We start from the raw sequence: 20967 nt of genomic DNA on the forward strand, positions 1-20967 counted from the left end.
GAGCCGTCAGCCGCGCTTCATGAGCCGGCCGACCGCCGCCATCATCTCGGTGGCCATCTCGTCGGCCCTGCCCTCGGCGGCGCCCTCGTGCATGCAGTGCCGGGCGTGCCCGTCGAGCAGCCCCAGGGCCACCTTGTCGAGGGCGGCCTGGATCGCGGAGATCTGGGTGAGCACGTCGATGCAGTAGCGGTCGTCGTCGACCATCTTCTCGATGCCCCGGACCTGGCCCTCGACGCGGCGGAGCCGCGCGAGCAGCTGATCCTTGCTGGCGGTGTATCCGCGGATCGGGGTGGGTGCGGTCATGCCGACCAGGATAGCGTACCCCTGGGGGGTATGGTACGGTCGTGTCCCGGTGGGATACCCCCACCGGGTACCGGTACCGTAAAGGAGACGATCCGATGGTCAACACGACGTACCAGGTGCAGGGCATGACCTGTGGGCACTGCGTCAGCGCCGTGAGCGCCGAGGTCGGTGCCCTCGCGGGCGTGTCAGACGTCCAGGTCGATCTCGCCTCCGGCCGGGTCACCGTCAGCAGCGATCAGCCGCTGGACACCGCTGTCGTCCGGGCCGCCGTCGACGAGGCCGGTTACGACCTCGTCGACGCGTGATCGGAGGGCCGGCGTGCGCACCGTGACGAAACTGGCCGGGTTCGCCGTCGGCCTGACGGCGGTCTTCGGCGCCACCTACGGGATCGGCCGGGTCGTCGACCCCGCCACGGTCGCCGAGAGCCGGCACGACACTGCCGCCACCCCGTCGGCCGACGAGCACGGCGGGACGGCCGACCAGCTCCCCGGCGGGCTGCTCGTCTCCGAGAACGGCTACACCCTCGAACCGGTCGACGCCCCGGCCGGCGAGTTCGCCTTCCGGATCGCCGGCCCGGACGGCCGACCGGTCACCCGGTACGAGGTGGCGCACGACAAGCAGATGCACCTGATCGTCGCCCGACGGGATCTCTCCGGCTTCCGCCACGTCCACCCCGAGCTGGCCCCGGACGGCACCTGGCGGGTCGACACCCCGCTGGCCGGCCCCGGGCAGTGGCGGGCGTTCGCCGACTTCACCCCGGCCGGGGGCGGGCCGCTGACCCTCGGCGTCGACGTGACAGTCCCCGGCGAGCTGACCGAACGGCCGTTGCCCGCCCCGGCGACCAGCACCACCGTCGACGGCTACACGGTCACCCTGACCGGTGCGCCGCAGCCGGGCCGTACGTCGTCGCTGACCCTGAGCATCAGCCGGGACGGGCAGCCGGTCACCGACCTGGAGCCCTACCTGGGCGCGTACGGGCACCTGGTGGCGCTGCGCCGGGGTGACCTGGCGTACCTGCACGTGCACCCGGACGGGACGCCAGGCGACGGGCGTACCCAGCCCGGCCCGGCGGTCACCTTCTTCGCCGAGGTGCCCTCGGCCGGCAGCTACCGGCTCTACCTCGACTTCAAGCACGGCGGGCAGGTGCGCACCGCCGAGTTCACCGTCGTCGCCGGCGCTGCCGCGGCCGGAGACGTCAGCGGCCCGAGCGGGCCCGCGCCGACCGCCACGGCCGACCACGGCACCCCCGGGCACGGACACAACTGACGGGACCAGACGATGACCACCACCAGCAGACCGCTGCCCGAGGCGCCGAACCGGATCGAACTCGCGATCAGCGGGATGACCTGCGCCGCGTGCGCCGCCCGGATCGAGAAGAAGCTCAACCGGATGGACGGGGTGAGCGCCACCGTCAACTACGCCACCGAGAAGGCGACAGTCCGGTACGCCGACGACGTCACGCCGGACGACCTGATCGAGACCGTCCAGAAGACCGGCTACACGGCGGCGCTGCCGGCCCCGCCCAGCGCGGAAACTCCGGTCGACCCGTTGCGGGGCCCGCGTACCCGGCTCTGGGTCTCGGTGGCCCTGAGCGTGCCGGTGGTCCTGCTGGCCATGGTCCCGGCCTGGCAGTTCGACTACTGGCAGTGGCTGTCGCTGACCCTGGCCGCCCCGGTGGTGGTCTGGGGCGGGCTGCCGTTCCACCGGGCCGCCTGGACGAACCTGCGGCACGGCGCGGCCACGATGGACACACTGGTGTCGCTCGGCACGCTGGCCGCGTTCGGTTGGTCGCTGTGGGCGCTCTTCCTCGGTGACGCGGGGATGCCCGGGATGACGCACCCGTTCCGCTTCGACATCACCCGCACCGACGGCGCCGGCAACATCTACCTGGAGGCGGCCGCCGGGGTCACCGTGTTCATCCTGGCCGGCCGCTACTTCGAGGCCCGGTCCAAGCGCACCGCCGGTGCCGCCCTGCGGGCCCTGCTCGACCTCGGCGCCAAGGACGTGGCGGTGCTGCGCGACGGCGTGGAGACCCTGATCCCGGTGGACCGGCTCGTCGTCGGCGACCGGTTCGTGGTCCGCCCCGGCGAGAAGATCGCCACCGACGGGGTGGTCGACGAGGGCACCTCCGCTGTCGACGCCAGCATGCTCACCGGTGAGTCGGTGCCGGTCGAGGTGGCCCCGGGCGACAACGTGGTGGGCGCGACGATCAACGCGGGCGGACGGTTGATCGTCACCGCCACCCGGGTCGGCGCGGACACCCAGCTGGCCCGGATGGCTGACCTGGTGGAGCAGGCGCAGAGCGGCAAGGCGGCGGTGCAGCGGTTGGCGGACCGCATCTCCGGAGTGTTCGTGCCGATCGTCATCACCCTCGCCGTCGGCACGCTGGGCTGGTGGCTCGGCACCGGGGCGGGCCCGACCGCCGCGTTCACCGCCGCCGTGGCCGTGTTGATCATCGCCTGTCCGTGTGCGCTCGGCCTGGCCACTCCGACCGCGTTGCTGGTCGGCACCGGTCGGGGCGCCCAGCTCGGCGTGCTGATCAAGGGACCGGAGGTGCTGGAGTCGACCCGCCGGGTGGACACCGTGGTGCTCGACAAGACCGGCACCGTGACGACCGGTCGGATGACAGTGGTGGACGTGGTGCCGGGCAGCGGTGTGGACCGGGCCGAGCTGCTCCGGCTCGCCGGGGCGGTGGAGGCCGCCTCCGAGCACCCGATCGCCCGTGCGGTCGCCGCCGCGGCCACCGATGCGGGCGCGCTGCCCCCGGTGACCGGCTTCGGCAACCTCGAAGGATTGGGGGTGACCGGCGCCGTCGACGGCCGGGCCGTGCTGGTCGGCCGGGTCCGGCTGCTGCGCGAGCGCGGGTTCGACGTACCGCCGGAGGTCGAGTGGGCCGTGCGCGACGCGGAGGCCGCCGGCCGGACGGCGATCGTCGCCGGCTGGGACGGGCGGGCGCACGGCGTGCTCGCGGTCGCCGACGTGGTCCGGCCGACCAGCCGGGCGGCGGTGGCCCGACTGCGCGGGCTGGGGCTGACCCCGGTCCTGCTGACCGGGGACAACACCGTCGTGGCTCGCGCTGTCGCCGCGGAGGTGGGTGTCGACGAGGTGATCGCCGAGGTGCTGCCGGCCGGGAAGGTCGACGTGGTCAAACGGCTCCAGGCGCAGGGGCGGTCGGTGGCGATGGTCGGTGACGGGGTGAACGACGCCCCGGCGCTGGCCCAGGCCGATCTGGGGCTGGCCATGGGCACCGGCACCGACGTGGCGATCGAGGCGGCTGACCTCACCCTCGTCCGGGGTGACCTGGACGCGGCGGTGGACGCCATCCGGTTGTCCCGACGCACGCTCGGCATCATCCGGGGCAACCTGTTCTGGGCGTTCGGCTACAACGTGGCGGCCCTGCCGTTGGCCGCCGCCGGGCTGCTCAACCCCATGATCGCCGGTGCCACGATGGCGCTCTCGTCGGTCTTCGTGGTGGCCAACAGCCTGCGGCTGCGTCGCTTTCGTCCGGCCGCTGCCGATCTGTGACGACGGTGACGGTTGAGCCGGTGACAGCGGGGGTACCTCTGTGGTGTAGCGACGCTGGCAATGGAGGTTGGCAATGGGTTTCGACGACAAGATCAACAACGCCACCGAGGATGCGACCGGCAAGCTGAAGGAAGGCGCCGGTCGGGCCACCGACAACGAGCAGCTGGAGGCGGAGGGTCGCGCTGACCAGTCCACCGCCAAGCTCAAGCAGGCGGGCGAGAAGATCAAGGACGCCTTCAAGAGCTGACGTACGACGTAACCCGCACGCCGGGCCGGTGATCATCACCGGCCCGGCGTGCTGTGTGTCCGGGCCTTTCCGCGACCCTGAGATCCCCCTGATTCCGCTTTGGACCCACCCTGCCGCGCGCCGGCACCTGCTAACTTTCCTTGGCATGTGCAAGGGCTGGTTATGAGCACCGCTCCACCGCCGACCGGCGACGACCTGGTCCGGGTGCTGGCCACCCTGGCCAACCCGCACCGGCTGCGGGTCGTCGCCGCGCTGGCCCGCGAGCGTGCGTACGTCAGCGGGCTGGCCCGGCAACTGGGCATCAGCCGGGCGCTGTTGCAGGTCCACCTACGGAAGCTGGCGGCGGCCGGGTTGGTCACCGCTCGCCTGGAGTTGTCGGAGGACGGAAAGGCCATGAACTACTACGAGGTGGAGCCGTTCGTGCTCACACTCACCCCCGCGGTCATCGCGGCGGCCGTCGAGACGCTGACCGTGCCCGACTCGGGCGAGCAGCCGGGAGCCCAGCGATGAGCGAGCACGACTGGACCGAGGTGGTCGGCGCGATCGGCATCTTCGGCTTCCTGATCAGCGTGGTCACTGTGACCGTCGTCCAGATCGCCAAGACCCGGCGGGCCCGGTACGAGGCGGCCCGCGCGGACGACTACCGCCAGCTCGCCGAGACGGCCGCGCAGGCCCAGGCGGAGAACACCCGACTGCTCGCGGCGATGGATGGCCGGCTGGGCGGGATGGAGACCCGGATGACCACGCTGGAACGCGTCCTGCGAGAGGTCGACTGACCCGGCGGGCGAGAGGCCCCGGGCCGTCGAGCGGCTACTCGACGGCCCGGGTGGAAGCAGCATCACCTCGCCCAGTGGGCGAGTTTCACCGGCAACGCTCCTTCGAGGAGAGGACAGCACCTCATGCTGCGCGTACGCAAATCCGCAGTGGTCTGGGCGGTCGCCCTGGCCCTCACCGCCGCCGGCCTGACCCCGGCGAGCCCGGCCGCCGCCCGACCACAGCCCGCCCCGACGATCGACTGGCGGCCCTGCGCCACGGACGCCAGCGCCGAGTGCGGCACCCTGTCGCTGCCGGTGGACTGGGACCGGCCCCGGGGTGAGCGCTTCGACCTGTCGTTGGCCCGCCGGGTCGCCGCCCCGTCCACCCGGCAGGGCGCGCTGGTCTTCGGCCCCGGCGGTCCGGGCGACAGCGGGGTCGACCGGGTGGTGAACGGCAGCTCCCGGTTCAGCGCCGACCTGCGTGCCCGGTTCGACATCGTCAGCTTCGACCCACGCGGCACCGGCGGCAGCCACCCGGTGATCTGTGCCCGGGACCTGCTCGCCCGGCAACCGCAGCTGATCGCCGACCAGGCCCAGTTCGACGCCGTCCTGGCCAACAACGCGCTGCTGCGCGCCGACTGCCGGGCCCGCACCGGGGCGCTCTACGACCACGTCGACAGCACCAGCGCCGCCCGTGACCTGGACGCGGTCCGCGCCGCGCTCGGCGAGCGGCAGCTGACCTTCCACGGCAGCTCGTACGGCACGGTGCTCGGGCAGCGGTACGCCGAGCTGTACCCCGACCGGGTCCGGGCCATGGTGCTGGAGGCGTCGATGGACCACAGCCTCGGCACCCGCGCCTTCCTGGACACCCAGGCAGTCACGGCGGAGGGCGCGTTCGACGAGTTCCTGGCCTGGTGCGCCCGCTCGGCCGACTGTGTCCTGCACGGTCGCGACGTGCGCGCCAGCTGGGCCGGGCTGCACGCCCGGGCGGAGCGGGGCTCGCTGCCCGACCCGGACCGGGCCGGGGCGGCGCTCGCACCGTTCGAGTTGAGCCGCCTCGCCCACAAGAAGCTCTACGACACCTGGCGGTGGCCGGAACTGGCCGAGTGGATCGTCCGACTGGAAGGCACCGCCACCACGTCCAGCGTCCGCCCGCTGGCGGACGAGGCCGTGGCCCCGTACCCCTTCGCGGTCTTCTGTCAGGACTGGAGCCTGCCGGTCCGGGACTACCGGGAGTACGTCGGACACCTGGGACGGGCGGCCCGGCTCGCGCCGGACCTGCGCTACCCGCCGGCGCTGTTCGCCCTGGTCACCTGCCTGGGAACCCCGACGCCGGTCGCCAACCCGCAGCATCGGCTACGGGTCGACACCGAGGTGCCGCTGCTGCTCGCCGCCACAGTGCACGACCCGGCCAGCGGCTACGGCTGGGCGCGCAACGTGGCGCGGCAGCTGGGCCGGCACGGCGCGCTGCTCACCTACCACGGGTGGGGACACGGCAGCTACACCAGCAGCCCGTGCGTGGCACGAGCCGTCGACGCCTATCTGATGGGTCAGGCGGTGCCCGCTCGGGGCGCCAGCTGCCCGGCCATCGAACCCGAGGTGTAACCCGCAGCCGTTGGCGGCCGTCGGGCGGTCGCGCCACCCGACGGCCGCCAGCGGTTTGCTCAGCGGCGTCGGGTGGCGCGGACAACCACGTCGTTCAGCGGGGCCTGGCGGCCCGGCATCGAGCGGCGCTGCTCCTCGGCGGTGACGATCTCCCAGCTGGCGCCGTCCAGGCCGGCGGTGATGTCCGCGACGGTGACCGACGCCTCGTCCGGCGGGTGGTGCCCGTGCCCGTGCCCGGTGGCTTCGGAGCTGTGCAGGTGCCCGACGATCAGCAGGGTGCCGCCGGGTGCGACCCACCCGGCGATGCGCTCGTAGAACGCCAGCTGCGGCATCGCGGGATGCGCGTAGTGCGTGGTGACCAGGTCGAACGGCGTTTCCGGGGCCCAGGCCGTCAGGTCCGCCGACACCCATCGCACCCGCTCGGACACCCCGCTCTCGGCCGCGCGTTCGGCGGCCCGGGCGAGGGCAACGGGGGCGATGTCGACAGCGGTGACCTGCCAGCCGTGGGCGGCGAGCCAGATCGCCTCGGCACCGGCGCCGCACCCGGCGTCCAGCGCCGAGCCCGGCGACAGGCCGCCGGTCTCCCGGGCCAGGTACGGGTGCGCGGGGCTGGTGCTCATCGCGCCGGGACGGCCGGGGTGCGCCTGCTGCCAGTGCCGCTCCCAGTAGTCCTTGTCGAACTCGTGCTGCTCGGTCATCGCTGCCTGCTCCTTCGCGCGTCGCCCACGACTGTGACCGGTGACCGGGGCAATGTGCAAAGTTAATTGCCGAAATGGCAAGATGTCACCGGTCACCCCTGGCCGGTCAGCCGGGCCGCCCGCACCTCCAGGTACCGCTGCTCCGGACGGCTCGTGGTGCCACGCGCCGCCGCCAGGTACGCCTCCCGCGCCGCACCGACCTCCCCGGCCAGCTCCAACAGGTGCGCCCGGACGGCGGCCAGCCGGTGGTGTCCCGCCGTGCGGTCGTCGGCGTCCAACGGCGTGAGCACCGCGAGCCCGGCCCGGGGCCCGTCCACCATGGCCACCGCCACCGCCTGGTTCAGGGTGACCATCGGGTTCGGCGCGACCCGGGCCAGCAGCCGGTAGAGCGCCACGATCTGCCGCCAGTCCGTCTCGGCCGCCGTGGGGGCTTCGGCGTGCACCGCGGCGATCGCCGCCTGGAGTTGGTACGGGCCGGGCGGCGACCAGGTCAACGCCTCGGTGATCAGCGCGACCCCCTCGGCGATGGCGGCGGCGTCCCACCGGGAGCGGTCCTGTTCGGCCAGCGGCACCAACTCTCCGTCCGGCCCCACCCGCGCCGCCCGGTGCGCGTCGGTCAGCAGCATCAGCGCCAGCAGCCCGGTCACCTCACCGTCGTCGGGCAGCAGCCCGCGGAGGATGCGGGCCAGCCGGATCGCCTCGCCGGTCAACTCGGCCCGGCGCAGGTCCGGGCCGCTGGACGCGGTGTAGCCCTCATTGAAGATCAGGTAGAGCACCCGCAGCACCGCCCCCAGCCGCTCGGCCCGGTCCGCCGGACCGGGCATGGTGAACCGGGCCCCGGCGGCCTCGATCCGCTGCTTGGCCCGCCGGATGCGTTGACTCATCGTCGCCTCGGGCACCAGGTGCGCCCGGGCGATCTGGGCGGTGCTGAGACCACCGACCGCCCGCAGGGTCAGCGCCACCTGCGCCGACCCGGGCAGCGCCGGGTGGCAGCAGAGGAACAGCAGCGTGAGGGTGTCGTCGTCGGCCGGAACGCTGGGCTCCGCGTCGGCCGCCGGCGCCACCCCGGCGTCCGCCGGCTCGCGTCGCGCCACCGCCACCTCGCGGTCCCGGCGCGCGCTCTCACTGCGCCACTCGTCGGTGAGCCGGCGGGTGGCCACGGTGAGCAACCAGGCGCGCGGATTGTCCGGTACGCCCTGCCCGGGCCACTGCGTCGCGGCGGCGAGCAACGCCTCCTGGACCGCGTCCTCGCACCTGTCGAACTGCCCGTGCCGACGGACCAGCAGGCCGAGGACCTGCGGCGCGAAGGTGCGCAGCAGGTCCTCGACCGTCCGGTCCTCGGTCACATCTCCGTCCCGGCCTCGTCCATGATCGGGCGGACCTCCATCGCGCCGCCGTACCGGACGTCCGGCCACCGGGCGGCGATCTCAGCGGCCCGCTGCGGGCTGTCACAGTCCACCGCCAGGTAACCCGCGAACTGCTCCTTGCTCTCCATGAACGGACCGTCGAGAACCTCGGGGCTGCCGTCGACGAGTCGGACCGTCAACGTCTGCGACGGATTGGCCAACGCCTGGCCGCCGATCAGCTCGCCGGTCTCGGTCAGCTCCTTCATGATCTCGTCGACCTCGCCGAAGAGGGCGGTGCGATCCTGCTCGCTCAGCCCCTCGGTGAAGCCGGGCCGGTTCCAGATCAGCAGCATGTACTTCACGGCGATGCTCCTCAGGCTCAGGTCGCACCCCGATCGGGGCGCGGCTCACCGGAGGGTCGGAGCCGTTCCCCCGATCCCTACCGCGTACCGAAGAAAAGCGCAGAAACCTGCGCCGAGGGCGGTCCCACGCCGCAGCGTTCAGCGCGGATCGGGTCGGCCGGGCACCTGTCGCGGTTTCCGACCGCCGCCGACGTCCAGCGACGCCCGGTCGGCGGCCGAGGTGCCGGACGACCAGCCCTCGGCATCGCGCACACTGAGCCGGCGGCGGGTGACCCCGGGGAAGAGCGTGTCCAGCCGCTCCCGGACCGCCTCGCCCCGCGCCGCGAGCACCGGCAACAACCGTTCCGCCCCGGCCGTTGCCTGGTCCGCGTCGGTGGCCGCCTCCGTGGCCGCCTCGGTGGCCGTTCGCAGCCGCTCACCGATCCGCAGCGCGAACGCGTTGAGGAAGGACTCGTCCCAGACCTTCGTCCGCCGCCCCGACCCCGGCCGCCGCTCGGCGCGCCCGCGCAGCATCGCCGCAGTGGCCTGGACCAGCAGCGACGTGTAGAGCAACTCCACCGCCACCAGATCGGCGGGCCAGCCCAGCACGGTGGCGAAGCCGAGATCGTCGGACCAGACCGCCTCGCACCGGTTTGCCGCCGCCACCTCCTGCACCAGCAGCGCCTTCGCGCCCGCGTACGGGGTGTCGGTGCTCAGCCGCACCCCGCCCGGCAGGTCGCCGCTCTCCGCCCCGGCGGCCAGCAGCGCCTCGTCGATGCTGTGCCGGGCGATGAGCTCCTGGGCCTTACCGGTCAACGCCTCCGCCTCCGCCGGGAAGGTGGTCGACTCGGCCTTGGCCAGCAGCGCGCGTACCCGATCGAGCATCGGTGACCCGCTGCGAGCCCGGCCGGTGGCGCGGGACAGCGCCGCGCCGCTGGTGCCCGGCGGTGGGCGCAGCACGGCGATCGGCGGCAGGCTCTCCACCAGCGCGAGAGTGTCCACGGCGGTCCGGAGCGCGTCCGCCCGGTCCAGCCCCTCCCGCGCCGCCCAGCTGGTCAGCACGCTGCGGTCGTCACCGGTGGTTGCCGCCAACGCGCGTAGCTGATCGTCCCACCAGGCCGGGACCGGCTCGGCCTGGTCGCGGCGCTGAGCCGCCATCGCGTCGCGGACCAACCGGGCGGCTCGGGCGTCGAGGCGCCGACCGGTGATCCGGTCCACGTCGACCGGCTGCCACCCGCGCGGCCACAGCCGGCCGAGAGCACGGACCAGGCGACGCAGCAGTGCCGCGTCCACAGCCGTGGTGCCGTCCGCGACGCCGGTGCCGACCATCAGGTGGTCCAGCTGCCGTTCGGCGTGCCGGACGTCAGTGCCGCGTACCGCCGCGAGCGCACTGGCGACGAGTTCGTCAGCGTCCGGCACGGGCACCTCCTTCTCGGGATCTCGCTGTGGCTGCACCTCAGGCTCCGGCCGTCGCTGCCTCTCCAGGCTCCATGATCATGCCGTCCGTGGCCCGGGAGTCGCGAAACGGGGAGGTCATCGGCCATCCGACCATCCGCCCGACCTTGATCAACACGGCTTCCTGGAAGTCGCGGTGTGCCGCTCAGCCGGACACCCCAGTTTCACCAAACCCGTGTTGATCACTCCTCGCGCGGTCGCCCGTCATCGGCTTCGCCGGCATGATTCGTCTGGTCCGTCGCCGCCCGCGTCGATCAAGAGGTTGGCGTCGCCACGGGCGGAGCCCTGACACCACACTCCTGATCAACACCGTGGTGGTATGTGTGTGGTGCACAACCCGCTGCTAACCTGGGTGGTGCAGGAGGCTCTCGCTTGAGGGTTCCCGCAGCCGCCTTAGGGCCCGCTCACGCGGGCCCTTCGTGCATCTGGCGGGCTGTGGGCGACCAGCACCAGGAGTGGTACCGCCGCTGCTCGACCCAGGACTAGAGCTTTTCGTTCGCCGCCGCCTCGCGTGGGTCGTGACCTGTGTTCAGCACGACCTCGTCGAGGGCTGTACTCAACGGGATGGCCACGTTGTCGGGGACCATCAGCGCACCTATCCAGTACCACCGGTCGGTGTACGACTCGTCCAGATAGGAGCAGCACCCACAAAGGATAAGACGTCGCTACACACTGTGTTTGGCTCGACTCGCCCTCTGCCAGCGGGTCGAAATGGTTCACCGACCACCTGGCTGTCAGGTGCGGCGCGGCCAACCGTTCAGGATTTCCTCGACCGGCATCGCGTCGCGCTGTGGGTCGGGTGCTGGGGTGGGCCTTTTCGGTGGTGTGCGCCCGAAGCGGGGTGCCGGTGCCGGTTGGATCTCGCCGTCCACCTCGACGAACGTGCCCCGGGCGGCGTTGTGTGGATGCTGGTGCGCCTCACCGGGGGCGAGCACTGGCGCGACGCACGCATCCAGGTCGGCGAAGACCGCCGTCCACTCGTCCCGGGTCCGCTCGGCGAACCGCGCGGTGAACCGGCGGCGCAGCTCGTCCCAGCCGCTCGGGTCGTACTGGGCCGGCAGGTCCGGGTCGTCGGCGAGGTCGAGGCCGGTGAGGAGTACGGCGTAGAAGGCCGGTTCCATCGCGCCGACGGCCATGAACCCGCCGTCGGCGGTGGCGTACGTGTCGTAGAACGGCGCCCCGCCGTCGAACATGTTGCGCCCGCGCGGCGCGGCCCACAGGCCGATGCCGAGCAGCCCGTGCAGGAACGAGGTGAGCAGCGCCGAACCGTCCACCATCGCCGCGTCGACCACCTGACCGAGGCCGGAGCGCTCCCGCTCCAGCAGCGCGGCCAGCACACCGACGGCAAGCAGCATGCCGCCGCCGCCGAAGTCGCCGAGCAGGTTCATCGGCGCGTACGGGCGTTCGCCGGCCCGGCCCAGCGGCTCCAACGCCCCGGCGACCGCGATGTAGTCGATGTCGTGCCCGGCTCGGGCGGCCAGCGGGCCGTCCTGCCCCCAGCCGGTCATCCGCGCGTACACCAGGCGGGGGTTGCGGGCCTGGCACACCTGCGGGCCGAAGCCGAGCCGCTCGGCCACCCCCGGCCGGTACGCCTCGACCAGCACGTCCGCGCGTTCGACAAGGTTCAGCAGGTCCGCCACCCCGGCCGGGGATTTCAGGTCCAGTGCGGTGACGCGCCGCCCGCGCTGCAACGGCCCGCCGGTCGGTGCGGCCAGCCGGCCTGCACCCGGTGCGCCCGGCCGGTCCACCCGCACCACGTCCGCGCCGAGGTCGGCGAGCACCATGCACCCGAACGGCGCCGGCGCGAGGCTGGCGAGCTCGACCACCCGTATCCCGGTGAGCGGACCGCCGCGCGTCGAGCCGTCCGGCGCAGTGCGCGGGCCGTTGTGCCCGGCAGCGCCCGGGTCGTCGGCCGGAGCCGAACCGTCGGGGCTCGGCCAGGAGGCCGTCACGCGACGCCCACCGGTTCGGCGGGGTGGTCGGCCGGGGCGGCGAGGCGGTCGACCAGGTCGGTCGGGGGCGTGAACCGGTCGCCGTAGCGGTTGGCCAACTCGCTGGCGCGGGCCGCGAAGCCGGCCGGGCCGCCCGCGTACTGCCGCACGTAGCGGATCACCCCTCCCGTCCAGGCGGGGAAGCCGATGCCGAAGATCGAGCCGATGTTGGCGTCGGTCTCGGTACGCAACACTCCCTCGTCGAGGCAGCGCAGCGCGTCCAGCGCCTCGGCGAAGAGCATCCGTTCCTGAAGGTCGGTGAACGGCACCGCCCGGCCGGCGTCGGTGATCAGGTCGGCGAGACCGGGCCACAGCCGTCCCCGGGTGCCGTCGTCGTAGGAGTAGAAGCCGCGTCCGGCGGCGCGCCCCGGCCGGTCGTACGCGTCGACCAGTTCGTCCACCAGGCGGTGCGCCGGCAGCGGCCGGAACTCGTCGCTGGCCGCCTCGAACTGGCGGCGGATCCGCTGGATCAGCGTGAGGCTGACCTCGTCGGCCAGCGCGAGGGGCCCGGTCGGGTAGCCGGCCTGGAGGGCGGCCTGTTCCACCGACGCGGCGGGGACACCGTCGGCGACCATGCCGATCGCCTCGTCCATGAACCGGCCGATCACCCGGCTGGTGAAGAAGCCCCGGCCGTCGTTGACCACGATCGGGGTCTTGCCGATCCGCCGGCCCAGGTCGAACGCGCGGGCCAGCGCCACGTCCCCGGTCCGTTCGCCGACCACGATCTCCAGCAGCGGCATCCGGTCCACCGGGGAGAAGAAGTGCATGCCGATGAAGTCCGCCGGCCGGTCCACTCCCTCGGCCAGCCCGGTGATCGGCAGGGTGGAGGTGTTGGAGGCGAGCAGCGCGTCGGGTGCCAGCACGGGCAGCACCTCGGCGAAGACCTGCTGTTTCAACGCCGGGTCCTCGAAGACCGCCTCGATCACCGCGTCGCAGCCGGCCAGGGCGTCCACCTGGTCGGTGGTGGTGATCCGGCCCAGCACGGCGCGGGCGTCCGCCTCCGTCGCCCGGCCCTTGCGGACCTTGCGGGCCAGCAGCCGTTCGGCGTGCTCGCGGGCCCGGCCGGCGGCCTCCGGCGTGACGTCCCTGACCACGACGTCCAGCCCGGCGGTGGCGCAGGCGTACGCGATGCCCGCGCCCATCATGCCGGCCCCGAGCACCGCCACCCGGCGTACCGGTGGGGCGTCCACGTCGGCCGGTCGGGCCGCGCCACCGTTGACGGCCTTCAGGTCGAAGAAGAAGGCACCGATCATGTTCTTGGCGACCTGCCCGGTGAGCAGGCCGATCAGGTGCCGGGTCTCCACGGTCAGGGCGGTCTCCAGGTCGACCTCTGCGCCCTCGACGGCGGCGGCCAGGATCGCCTCAGGAGCCGGTAGCCGGGCCCCCTTGAGCTGCTTGCGCAGGGTCGCCGGGAAGGCCGGCAACTGCGCGGCCAGTGACCGGCTGGCCGGTGTGCCGCCGGGCATCCGGTAGTCCGGGCGGTCCCACGGCTGCTTCGGCTGCGGGTTGGCCGCGATCCAGGCCCGCGCGCGGTCCAGCAGCTCCGCCGGCGTGGCCACCACCTCGTCGACGATCCCGGCGGACAGGGCGTCGGCCGGGCGCATCCGCCGGCCGGTGAGCAGCACCGTGGTCAGCGCACCGGCCAGGCCGAGCATCCGTACCGTCCGGGTGACGCCGCCGGCCCCGGGCAGCAGGCCCAGGGTCACCTCGGGCAGCCCGAGCCGGCTGTCGGGCGCGTCCAGCGCGATCCGGTGGTGGCAGGCGAGCGCGATCTCCAGGCCACCGCCGAGCGCGGAGCCGTTGACCGCCGCCACCACCGGCCGGCCCAGCGTCTCCAGGCGGCGCAGGTCCCGTTTGATGGTGCCGAGCAGGTCGGCCAGCGCGGGCGCGTCCTCGCGGGTGGCCTTGATCATCTCCGGCAGGTCGCCGCCGGCGAAGAACGTCGGCTTCGCGCTGGTCACGATGACCCCGACGAGATCGGGCTCGGCCTCCAACCGGTCGAGCGCCGCGCTCATCGAGGCGACGTACGCCCGGTTCATGGTGTTGGCGGACTGGGTGGGGTCGTCCAGCGTGAGCGTGACGATGCCGTCGGCGCCGCTGTCGTACCGGATGGTGTTTGTCATTGTCGTCCTCCGGGTCAGCAGCGTTCGAGAACGGTGGCGACGCCCATGCCGCCGCCGATGCAGAGGGTCACCACGGCGCGGCGCAGGTCGCGGCGCTCCAACTCGTCCAACGCGGTGCCGAGCAGCATCGCTCCGGTCGCGCCGAGCGGATGGCCGAGGGCGATCGCGCCGCCGTTGACGTTCACCCGGTCCGGGTCGAGGCCCAGGTCGCGGACGTACTTGAGGACCACCGCGGCGAACGCCTCGTTGATCTCGAAGAGGTCGATGTCGTCGACCGTCAGCCCGGCCACGGCGAGCGCCTTGTGGGTGGCCGGGATCGGGCCGGTCAACATCAGCGTCGGGTCGGCACCGGTGACCGCCGCGCCGACGATGCGGGCTCGTGGGGTGAGGCCGAGATCCTGACCCACCTGCTCCGACCCGATCAGCACCAGCGCGGCGCCGTCCACGATGCCGGACGAGTTGCCGGCGTGGTGGACGTGCTCGATCGCCTCCAACCAGTGGAACTTCTGCAACGCGACGGCGTCGAAGCCGGCCGCCTCACCCATCGTGGCGAAGGACGGGGTCAGCCGTGCCAGCGCCTCCCGGGTGGTCTCCGGGCGCGGGTGCTCGTCGACGGTGAGGATGTCCAGGCCGTTGCCGTCGCGGACCGGCACCAGCGAGCGGCCGAAGTATCCGCCGGCCATCGCCTTGGCGGCCCGCTCCTGCGACCGCAGCGCGTAGCCGTCCACGTCGTCGCGGGTGAAGCCCTCCAGGGTGGCGATCAGGTCGGCGCTGACGCCCTGCGGCACGAACGACGTGGCCAGCGCGGTCTGCGGGTCGGTGGCCCAGGCCGCCCCGTCGGAGCCCATCGGCACCCGGGACATCGACTCCACCCCGCCGGCCAGCAGCAGCTGCTCCCAGCCGGAGCGGATCCGGGCGGCGGCGGAGTTGACCGCCTCCAAACCGGAGGCGCAGAACCGGTTGAGCTGCACCCCGCCCACCTGGTCGGGCAGCCCGGCCAGCAGCGCGGCGGCCCGCGCCAGGTCGCCGCCCTGCTCGCCGACCGGGGTCACGATGCCGAGCAGCAGGTCCTCCAGCCGACCGACGTCCAGGCCGGGGTTGCGCTCGCGCAACGCGTCGATCAGGCCGACCACCAGGGAGATCGGTTTGACCCCGTGCAGCGCGCCGGTGTCCCGGCCGCGTCCGCGCGGGGTGCGGACCGCGTCATAGACGTACGCCTCAGAGGGCACGGGCGATCAACTCCTTCATGATCTCGTTGGTGCCGCCGTAGATCTTCTGGACGCGGGCGTCGGCGTACATGCGGGCGATCGGATATTCGGTCGTGTAGCCGTAGCCACCGAAGAGCTGCAGGCACCTGTCGACGACCTCGCACTGCCCGTCGGTGAGCCACGACTTCGCCATCGCCGCAGTGGCCACGTCCAGGTCACCCCGGTCGTGCCGGACGATGCAGTCGTCCAGGAAGACCCGGCTGACCCGGGCGCGGGTGGCGCACTCGGCGAGCACCATCCTGGTGTTCTGGTGTCCCATCAGGGGCTTGCCGAAGGCGGTGCGCTCCTTGGCGTACGCGACGGTCAGCGCGACCGCGCGTTCCATCGCCGCGACCGCGCCGACGCCGATGACCAGTCGTTCCTGCGGGAGTTGCTGCATGAGCTGGACGAAGCCCAGCCCTTCGGCGCCGCCGAGCAGGTTGGCCGCCGGCACCCGCAGCTCGTCGAAGAACAACTCGGCGGTGTCGTTGGCGTGCAGCCCGATCTTGGACAGCAGTCGGCCTCGCCGGAAGCCCTCCGGGTCGCCGCCCACCTCGCAGACCAGCAGCGAGACGCCAGCCGCCCGCTGCTCGGGGTCGGTCTTCACGGCCACGATGATCAGGTCGGCCAGGCCGCCGTTGGTGATGAACGTCTTCGCGCCGGTAACCAGGTAGTCGTCGCCGTCGCGGACCGCCCGGGTACGCATCGCCTGCAGATCGGAGCCGCCGTCCGGCTCGGTCATCGCGATCGCGCCGACCAGCTCACCGCTGCACAGGCCGGGCAGCCAGCGTCGCTTCTGCTCCTCGCTGCCGTACGCCACCAGGTAACCGGTGACGATGCCGCTGTGGACGGCCAGGCCGAGGCTGCTCTCCCCGGTGTACGCCTGCTCGTGCAGCATGACGGCCTCGTGGGTGAATCCGCCGCCACCGCCGCCGTACTCCTCGGGGACGGACAGGCCGAGCAGCCCCAGCTCGCCGGCGCGCCGGTAGTGCTCACGGTCCGGGTGGCCCTGCGCCAGCAGGCGTTCGGCGTGCGGCAACACCTCCTTGGTGAAGAAGGTGCGGGCCAGGTCGGCGAGGTCGTCGTGCTCCGGCTCGCGCCACGGTGAGGGGGAGCCGTCGGTCGGGGGAGTCGGCATGTGCACCACCCTCGCGCGCTGTTGGCGGCATGTCAATAAGCTGTGGGCGCGCACTGTTGCCAGGCTTGATCGACTCCGTTTCCTTGAAGTCGGGCCATGCGCCCGACCTTGATGCCCCGTCTTCAGCAGGGTCGAGTCGATCAAGGTGTGAGAGGCGTTGTGGGCGCGGCCCAGGTGGGCCTGAGCGGCGAGAATCGTGTCATGGGAACCACGCCTCCGGCCCTGCTCGACGGAGCCCGGGTCACGATGTTCGCCAACCTGGCACCGGGCCAGTTGCCGACGGGGGCGACACACCACTCCGTCGCCGACTTCGCAGAAGTGGTCGCCGATCTGGCGATAGCCCGCTATGGCGGAGTCGAAGGTGATCCGGAGGCCTAGCGTCGCTGGCAGGGGCAGCGCGGCCGCTGGGCTACGTGCGCTGAAGGGTTTTACTCGGCCTCGTCGCCATCCGTCGGGCGCGGCGGGCGGTGCTCGGCGATCCACGCTTCGACATCGGCGCGCAGCCACACCGTCGTGCCGTGCAGTCGCTGGAACGGCGCGGGGAACGTGGGGTAACGGATGAGCTGACGCATGCGGGTGCGGCTCACGCCGAGCAGGTCTTGCACCTCGTGCGGACCGACCAGTGGACCCGGGACTTCACCCATCACTCGACGGTAGGGCGATCAGGAATGCCTAATTGCGTCTACCTACTTGCGCAGTCCTTCCGAATGGGTGAGGGTGAACACGACGATGCAGCCACGGGCGAGCCACCTGGGCAGCGTGAGCGATGGGAGGGGTGCTGGTGGATCAGGCAACGGAGTTGGCGTGGTTGCGGGAGCGGGTCGGGGGTCTGGAGACAGCGCTGCACTGTGCGCGGAGGGAGTTGTTCGATCTCCGTTGTCGGCTGACGTTGATCGGCCGGGTGGTCCAGGACGTCGACCGGGTGCAGCGGGCGCCTGGGGTCGCCGTCGGTGCGATCAACGCGGCGCTCTACTTCGAGGCGTCCAATCTGCGTCACCTGGGACGGCACGTGGTTCGGCGTCGCCGAGGCGTGCGGTGATCAGGTGACGAAAAGTAGGTCCGGAGCGGCTTCCACAGCTCTTTCTCATCACATGATCAAGGTGCGGTCGCTCCTGACACCGAGGGTGATGCGGTGAGCTGCCGATAGGGTCGGGCAGATGAGTGTCGAGACGGCTCCCCGTCGCCGCCGTCTGGAGCCGGACGCCAGGCGCGGCCAGATCCTGGCCTGTGCGGTCCGGTTGTTCGGTGAGCGCCCGTACGCGGATGTGTCGACCACCGACGTTGCCCGCGAGGCAGGTGTCGCTCGCGGCCTGGTCAACCACTACTTCGGTGCGAAGAAGGACCTCTACCTGGAGGTCGTCCGGGTAATGGTGACCATCCCCGAGGTTGCCCTGGAGCGGCTACCCAAGGGTGACCTCCGGACCCGGGTCGACGCCAGCGTCACCTGGTTCCTCGACGTGGTGTCCCGGCACAGCACGTCTTGGCTGGCTGCGGTCACCGCGCGGGGGATGGGCGGGGACGCCGACGTGGAGCGGGTGTTGGCCGAGGCCGAGGAGGTCGCCGCGGACCGCATGCTCGTCGCCGTCGGGTTGGCCGGCGAGGCGCGGCACCGCGAGGACCTGCGCGGGATGGTCCGGGCGTACGGCGGGCTGGCCACGTCGACAGCCCGGGAGTGGCTTCAGCGCGAGGCGCTGACCCGCGAACAGGTACACCTCCTGCTGACCACCACCCTGCTGACCATCGTCGAACAGGTCATCCCGCAGGTCCTCGCCGGCGACCCGTCCTGACCGGGGTCGCCCTCGCGTCTGCACTCGTGTTGGCCGCCATTCGGTCAAACGGGCGTTTCCGCAGTTCAGGGCTTTGACAACGGGCAACTTTATCGCCAATCCTCAATGTCGAATTGTTTCCGTTCGAGAGGATTGGTAGAGAAGTGAGAAGTTTGCCGATCGGGTGGACCGTCGCGGCGGTCCTGGCCCTGACGACAGCGTTGACCCCGGCGGCATCGGCCGCCCCGATGCCGCAGCCCGACCCTGCGACCACCCGGGTCAGTGTGTCCAGCGCCGAGGTCCAGGGAAACACGCGCAGTGCCGCCAGCAGTGTCTCGCGTACCGGTCGATTCGTCTCGTTCGAATCGGGTTCCACGAACTTGGTGCCGGGGGACACCAACGGCACCTTCGACATCTTTGCCCGGGATCGGCTCCTGGGCACCACAGCTCTGGTCAGCCTCTCCAGCACTGGCGCCCAGGGTAATGACGTGAGCTTCGGCTCTGCGACCAGCGGCACCGGCCGCTACGTCGCCTTCATCTCCGCCGCCTCCAACCTGGTGCCGGGGGACACCAACGGCGTCCTCGACATCTTCGTTCGGGACCGCCTCCTGTCGACTACCAGCCGGGTCAGCCTTCCCGCAGCGGGCGGGCAGGGAGACGGTGAGAGCACCGTGCCGAGCATCAGCTACGACGGGCGCTACGTCAGCTTCACCTCGTACGCGACAAATCTCGTCCCCGGGGACACCAACGGCGTGCCGGATGTCTTCGTCCGCGACCGGTTGCTCGGGACGACCACCCGGGTCAGCGTCTCCAGCGCGGGCGCACAGAGCAACGGGCCGAGCGGGTTTACCTCGACGATGATCAGCGGTGCGGGGCGCTACGTGATCTTCTACTCGGAGGCGTCCAACCTGGTGCCGGGCGACACCAACGGTGTCGCGGACATCTTCGTCCGGGACCTGCTGCTCGCCACCACCATCCGGGTCAGTGTGTCCTCCGCCGCTGCCCAGGGCGACGGCGACAGCAGTGGGCCGGCGATCAGCGCCGACGGCCGCTTCGCCGCCTTCAGTTCCTGGTCGTCCAACCTGGTGCCGGGCGACACCAACGGCTACGAGGATGTCTTCGTCCGGGACCTGATCACCGGAGTGACCCGGCGGGTGAGCGTCGCCTCTGATGGCGCACAGGCCGAAGGCTTCAGCAACCAACCTGCGCTCAGTGGCGACGGCCTCCGAGTCGCCTTCGTCTCGACCGCGTCCAACCTGGTGCCCGGGGATACCAACGTTGGCGAGGAAGTCTTCCTGCACGAGTGGCCCACCGGCACTACCACCCGGTTGAGCGTGTCCGCCGCGGGTGAGCAGGCCAACGACCGGAGCAACGACCCGTCGATCGACTACAGCGGCCGATTCGTCTCCTTCACCTCGTACGCCACCAACCTGGTGTTCGACGACACCAACAACAGCCTGGACGTGTTCGGCCGCCACGCGGGGAAGCCCAACACCCAGCCACCCCCGGGCTGAACGTTGTCTTCGGGGTGAAGGCTGCGGCCAAACCGCCGAAGCTCAGGCGGCGCGGCGGTCGCCGGCCCGACGCGTGGCCTGACCTGCACGCGCCGCCGGTGCGGCGTAGCGGTCGGCCGCCTGGGCTGGATACGAATCGGGGCGTACCACCCGCAGCGGCCGGTCCACCTCGTCCGCGCCGAACCGCCAGCGCGACGGCGCCGGCTGCCGCTGCGGCGCGGGTCCGCCGGGGCGCAGACCGGGCCGGGACAGCAGCACGGTGATCAGGTAGCCGACCACCAGGAACCCGTGGCTGATCAGGCGTTCCCCGCCCACCGATCCGGTGGCCAGGTCGTTGACCGACAGCAGCAGCAACGTGCCGACGAACGCGCTGAGCATCGGCAGCAGCCCGGCGGGCGGGCTGCGGCGCAGCGCCACGAACAGGAACCCCGCGCCCACCGCCACGTTCCACGCCGCCGACTCGTGCCACAGGTGCTGGCCGGTGGGGTGCAGGTGGTCGGCGGTGGCGCCCCGTCCCACCTGGGCCAGGCCGAGCACCAACTGCACCGCGCCGAGCAGCCCGAGCGCCGACCGCAGGCCGACGACGAGCGCAGCGCGGCCGGGCAGGCGGGGCCGCCAGCGCGACCGGCGGACCGGCGGCGTGTCACCGGCGCTGGCAGCCGCGTCGCCAGCGGCGCTGCCACCGACGGCGGCCAGGATCGCCGCCGTCCGGTCCGGCACCTCCACCACCAGTCGGGTACGAACCCGACGGGTCAGCGCTGCCGCCGCCGTGAACCAGGCCCGGCAATCGGCGCACCCGTCGAGGTGCCCCTGCACCGCCGTCAGTTCGGCGGCGGTCTCCTCCCCGTCCAGTTGCGCGGACAGGACCTCCCGCCACTGCTCACACCCCATGTACCGGTAGTCGCTCCGGCAG

General features: G+C 72.3%; 22 protein-coding genes. 11 read left to right on the plus strand and 11 right to left on the minus strand.

Annotated elements, in window-relative coordinates; translation table 11 throughout:
- Window positions 1-6: 6 nt before the first annotated feature.
- Window positions 7-303, minus strand: coding sequence for a metal-sensitive transcriptional regulator (locus tag QCZ28_RS01790; protein ID WP_030329541.1), 297 nt, complete (start codon window positions 301-303; stop codon window positions 7-9).
- Between the two features lie 95 nt (window positions 304-398).
- On the opposite strand from QCZ28_RS01790, the gene QCZ28_RS01795 reads away from it, so the two are divergent.
- From QCZ28_RS01795 to QCZ28_RS01825, 7 genes are all read left to right on the plus strand, one after another.
- Window positions 399-608 carry a copper ion binding protein gene (locus tag QCZ28_RS01795; RefSeq protein ID WP_279514896.1) on the plus strand — a complete coding sequence of 70 codons (210 nt, stop codon included), beginning with the start codon at window positions 399-401 and terminating at the stop codon, window positions 606-608.
- 13 nt (window positions 609-621) lie between these two features.
- On the plus strand, window positions 622-1569 hold the full coding sequence (locus QCZ28_RS01800) for a hypothetical protein (RefSeq protein WP_279514897.1): 948 nt from the start codon (window positions 622-624) through the stop codon (window positions 1567-1569).
- Between the two features lie 12 nt (window positions 1570-1581).
- Complete coding sequence (locus tag QCZ28_RS01805; protein ID WP_279514898.1) at window positions 1582-3828, plus strand: heavy metal translocating P-type ATPase; 2247 nt, start codon at window positions 1582-1584, stop codon at window positions 3826-3828.
- A gap of 73 nt (window positions 3829-3901) precedes the next feature.
- Window positions 3902-4075: a CsbD family protein gene (locus QCZ28_RS01810; RefSeq protein ID WP_036410891.1), complete on the plus strand. Its 174-nt coding sequence runs from the start codon at window positions 3902-3904 to the stop codon at window positions 4073-4075.
- A 162-nt stretch (window positions 4076-4237) separates the two neighbouring features.
- The gene (locus tag QCZ28_RS01815; RefSeq protein ID WP_124818380.1) at window positions 4238-4585 is read left to right on the plus strand and encodes a helix-turn-helix domain-containing protein; all 348 of its coding nucleotides are present in this window, start codon (window positions 4238-4240) and stop codon (window positions 4583-4585) included.
- A complete protein-coding gene (locus tag QCZ28_RS01820; RefSeq protein WP_279514899.1) occupies window positions 4582-4851 on the plus strand; it encodes a hypothetical protein in 270 nt (89 codons plus the stop codon). Before QCZ28_RS01815 ends, QCZ28_RS01820 begins: the two co-directional genes overlap by 4 nt.
- A gap of 123 nt (window positions 4852-4974) precedes the next feature.
- Window positions 4975-6435, plus strand: coding sequence for an alpha/beta hydrolase (locus QCZ28_RS01825; RefSeq protein ID WP_279514900.1), 1461 nt, complete (start codon window positions 4975-4977; stop codon window positions 6433-6435).
- A 59-nt stretch (window positions 6436-6494) separates the two neighbouring features.
- Here the strand turns inward: QCZ28_RS01825 and QCZ28_RS01830 are convergent, their stop codons facing one another.
- The 8 genes from QCZ28_RS01830 to QCZ28_RS01865 all read right to left on the minus strand — a co-directional run bounded on the left by QCZ28_RS01830 (window position 6495) and on the right by QCZ28_RS01865 (window position 16774).
- Window positions 6495-7133 carry a class I SAM-dependent methyltransferase gene (locus tag QCZ28_RS01830; RefSeq protein WP_279514901.1) on the minus strand — a complete coding sequence of 213 codons (639 nt, stop codon included), beginning with the start codon at window positions 7131-7133 and terminating at the stop codon, window positions 6495-6497.
- 92 nt (window positions 7134-7225) lie between these two features.
- Window positions 7226-8479 (minus strand): DUF6596 domain-containing protein, encoded by a 1254-nt coding sequence (locus QCZ28_RS01835; protein ID WP_279514902.1) that lies wholly within the window; start codon window positions 8477-8479, stop codon window positions 7226-7228.
- Window positions 8476-8832 (minus strand): YciI family protein, encoded by a 357-nt coding sequence (locus QCZ28_RS01840; RefSeq protein ID WP_245233552.1) that lies wholly within the window; start codon window positions 8830-8832, stop codon window positions 8476-8478. Before QCZ28_RS01840 ends, QCZ28_RS01835 begins: the two co-directional genes overlap by 4 nt.
- A 147-nt stretch (window positions 8833-8979) precedes the next feature.
- Window positions 8980-10239 (minus strand): DUF2786 domain-containing protein, encoded by a 1260-nt coding sequence (locus tag QCZ28_RS01845; protein WP_279514903.1) that lies wholly within the window; start codon window positions 10237-10239, stop codon window positions 8980-8982.
- A gap of 770 nt (window positions 10240-11009) precedes the next feature.
- The gene (locus QCZ28_RS01850; protein WP_279515289.1) at window positions 11010-12107 is read right to left on the minus strand and encodes a CaiB/BaiF CoA-transferase family protein; all 1098 of its coding nucleotides are present in this window, start codon (window positions 12105-12107) and stop codon (window positions 11010-11012) included.
- A gap of 116 nt (window positions 12108-12223) precedes the next feature.
- Window positions 12224-14389, minus strand: a complete 2166-nt coding sequence (locus QCZ28_RS01855) for a 3-hydroxyacyl-CoA dehydrogenase NAD-binding domain-containing protein (protein ID WP_279514904.1) — start codon at window positions 14387-14389, stop codon at window positions 12224-12226.
- 14 nt (window positions 14390-14403) lie between these two features.
- Window positions 14404-15618, minus strand: coding sequence for an acetyl-CoA C-acetyltransferase (locus tag QCZ28_RS01860; protein WP_279514905.1), 1215 nt, complete (start codon window positions 15616-15618; stop codon window positions 14404-14406).
- A complete protein-coding gene (locus QCZ28_RS01865; RefSeq protein WP_279514906.1) occupies window positions 15608-16774 on the minus strand; it encodes an acyl-CoA dehydrogenase family protein in 1167 nt (388 codons plus the stop codon). Before QCZ28_RS01865 ends, QCZ28_RS01860 begins: the two co-directional genes overlap by 11 nt.
- 201 nt (window positions 16775-16975) lie before the next feature.
- Between QCZ28_RS01865 and QCZ28_RS01870 the strand changes: the two genes are divergently transcribed.
- Window positions 16976-17152 carry a hypothetical protein gene (locus QCZ28_RS01870; protein WP_279514907.1) on the plus strand — a complete coding sequence of 59 codons (177 nt, stop codon included), beginning with the start codon at window positions 16976-16978 and terminating at the stop codon, window positions 17150-17152.
- Window positions 17153-17202: 50 nt separating this feature from the next.
- Here QCZ28_RS01870 and QCZ28_RS01875 read toward each other — a convergent pair whose 3' ends face one another.
- Window positions 17203-17418 (minus strand): AlpA family phage regulatory protein, encoded by a 216-nt coding sequence (locus tag QCZ28_RS01875; protein ID WP_110564596.1) that lies wholly within the window; start codon window positions 17416-17418, stop codon window positions 17203-17205.
- Window positions 17419-17555: 137 nt separating this feature from the next.
- Between QCZ28_RS01875 and QCZ28_RS01880 the strand changes: the two genes are divergently transcribed.
- The 3 genes from QCZ28_RS01880 (at window position 17556) to QCZ28_RS01890 (ending at window position 20054) form a co-directional block, all read left to right on the plus strand.
- Window positions 17556-17813: a hypothetical protein gene (locus QCZ28_RS01880; protein WP_279514908.1), complete on the plus strand. Its 258-nt coding sequence runs from the start codon at window positions 17556-17558 to the stop codon at window positions 17811-17813.
- A gap of 118 nt (window positions 17814-17931) precedes the next feature.
- On the plus strand, window positions 17932-18561 hold the full coding sequence (locus tag QCZ28_RS01885; RefSeq protein WP_279514909.1) for a TetR/AcrR family transcriptional regulator: 630 nt from the start codon (window positions 17932-17934) through the stop codon (window positions 18559-18561).
- Window positions 18562-18704: 143 nt separating this feature from the next.
- Window positions 18705-20054 (plus strand): hypothetical protein, encoded by a 1350-nt coding sequence (locus QCZ28_RS01890; RefSeq protein WP_279514910.1) that lies wholly within the window; start codon window positions 18705-18707, stop codon window positions 20052-20054.
- A gap of 42 nt (window positions 20055-20096) precedes the next feature.
- Here QCZ28_RS01890 and QCZ28_RS01895 read toward each other — a convergent pair whose 3' ends face one another.
- Window positions 20097-20945: a zf-HC2 domain-containing protein gene (locus tag QCZ28_RS01895; protein ID WP_279514911.1), complete on the minus strand. Its 849-nt coding sequence runs from the start codon at window positions 20943-20945 to the stop codon at window positions 20097-20099.
- Window positions 20946-20967 lie beyond the last annotated feature (22 nt).

The sequence above is a fragment of the Micromonospora sp. DH14 genome, from assembly GCF_029809455.1.
Lineage (GTDB): Bacteria > Actinomycetota > Actinomycetes > Mycobacteriales > Micromonosporaceae > Micromonospora > Micromonospora parva.

Coding starts and splice junctions, on each gene's coding strand:
- QCZ28_RS01790 (WP_030329541.1), bottom strand. CDS start 303: ATGACCGCACCCACCCCGATCCGCGGATACACCGCCAGCAAGGATCAG.
- QCZ28_RS01795 (WP_279514896.1), top strand. CDS start 399: ATGGTCAACACGACGTACCAGGTGCAGGGCATGACCTGTGGGCACTGC.
- QCZ28_RS01805 (WP_279514898.1), top strand. CDS start 1,582: ATGACCACCACCAGCAGACCGCTGCCCGAGGCGCCGAACCGGATCGAA.
- QCZ28_RS01810 (WP_036410891.1), top strand. CDS start 3,902: ATGGGTTTCGACGACAAGATCAACAACGCCACCGAGGATGCGACCGGC.
- QCZ28_RS01815 (WP_124818380.1), top strand. CDS start 4,238: ATGAGCACCGCTCCACCGCCGACCGGCGACGACCTGGTCCGGGTGCTG.
- QCZ28_RS01820 (WP_279514899.1), top strand. CDS start 4,582: ATGAGCGAGCACGACTGGACCGAGGTGGTCGGCGCGATCGGCATCTTC.
- QCZ28_RS01825 (WP_279514900.1), top strand. CDS start 4,975: ATGCTGCGCGTACGCAAATCCGCAGTGGTCTGGGCGGTCGCCCTGGCC.
- QCZ28_RS01830 (WP_279514901.1), bottom strand. CDS start 7,133: ATGACCGAGCAGCACGAGTTCGACAAGGACTACTGGGAGCGGCACTGG.
- QCZ28_RS01840 (WP_245233552.1), bottom strand. CDS start 8,832: ATGCTGCTGATCTGGAACCGGCCCGGCTTCACCGAGGGGCTGAGCGAG.
- QCZ28_RS01855 (WP_279514904.1), bottom strand. CDS start 14,389: ATGACAAACACCATCCGGTACGACAGCGGCGCCGACGGCATCGTCACG.
- QCZ28_RS01865 (WP_279514906.1), bottom strand. CDS start 16,774: ATGCCGACTCCCCCGACCGACGGCTCCCCCTCACCGTGGCGCGAGCCG.
- QCZ28_RS01870 (WP_279514907.1), top strand. CDS start 16,976: ATGGGAACCACGCCTCCGGCCCTGCTCGACGGAGCCCGGGTCACGATG.
- QCZ28_RS01875 (WP_110564596.1), bottom strand. CDS start 17,418: ATGGGTGAAGTCCCGGGTCCACTGGTCGGTCCGCACGAGGTGCAAGAC.
- QCZ28_RS01885 (WP_279514909.1), top strand. CDS start 17,932: ATGAGTGTCGAGACGGCTCCCCGTCGCCGCCGTCTGGAGCCGGACGCC.
- QCZ28_RS01895 (WP_279514911.1), bottom strand. CDS start 20,945: ATGGGGTGTGAGCAGTGGCGGGAGGTCCTGTCCGCGCAACTGGACGGG.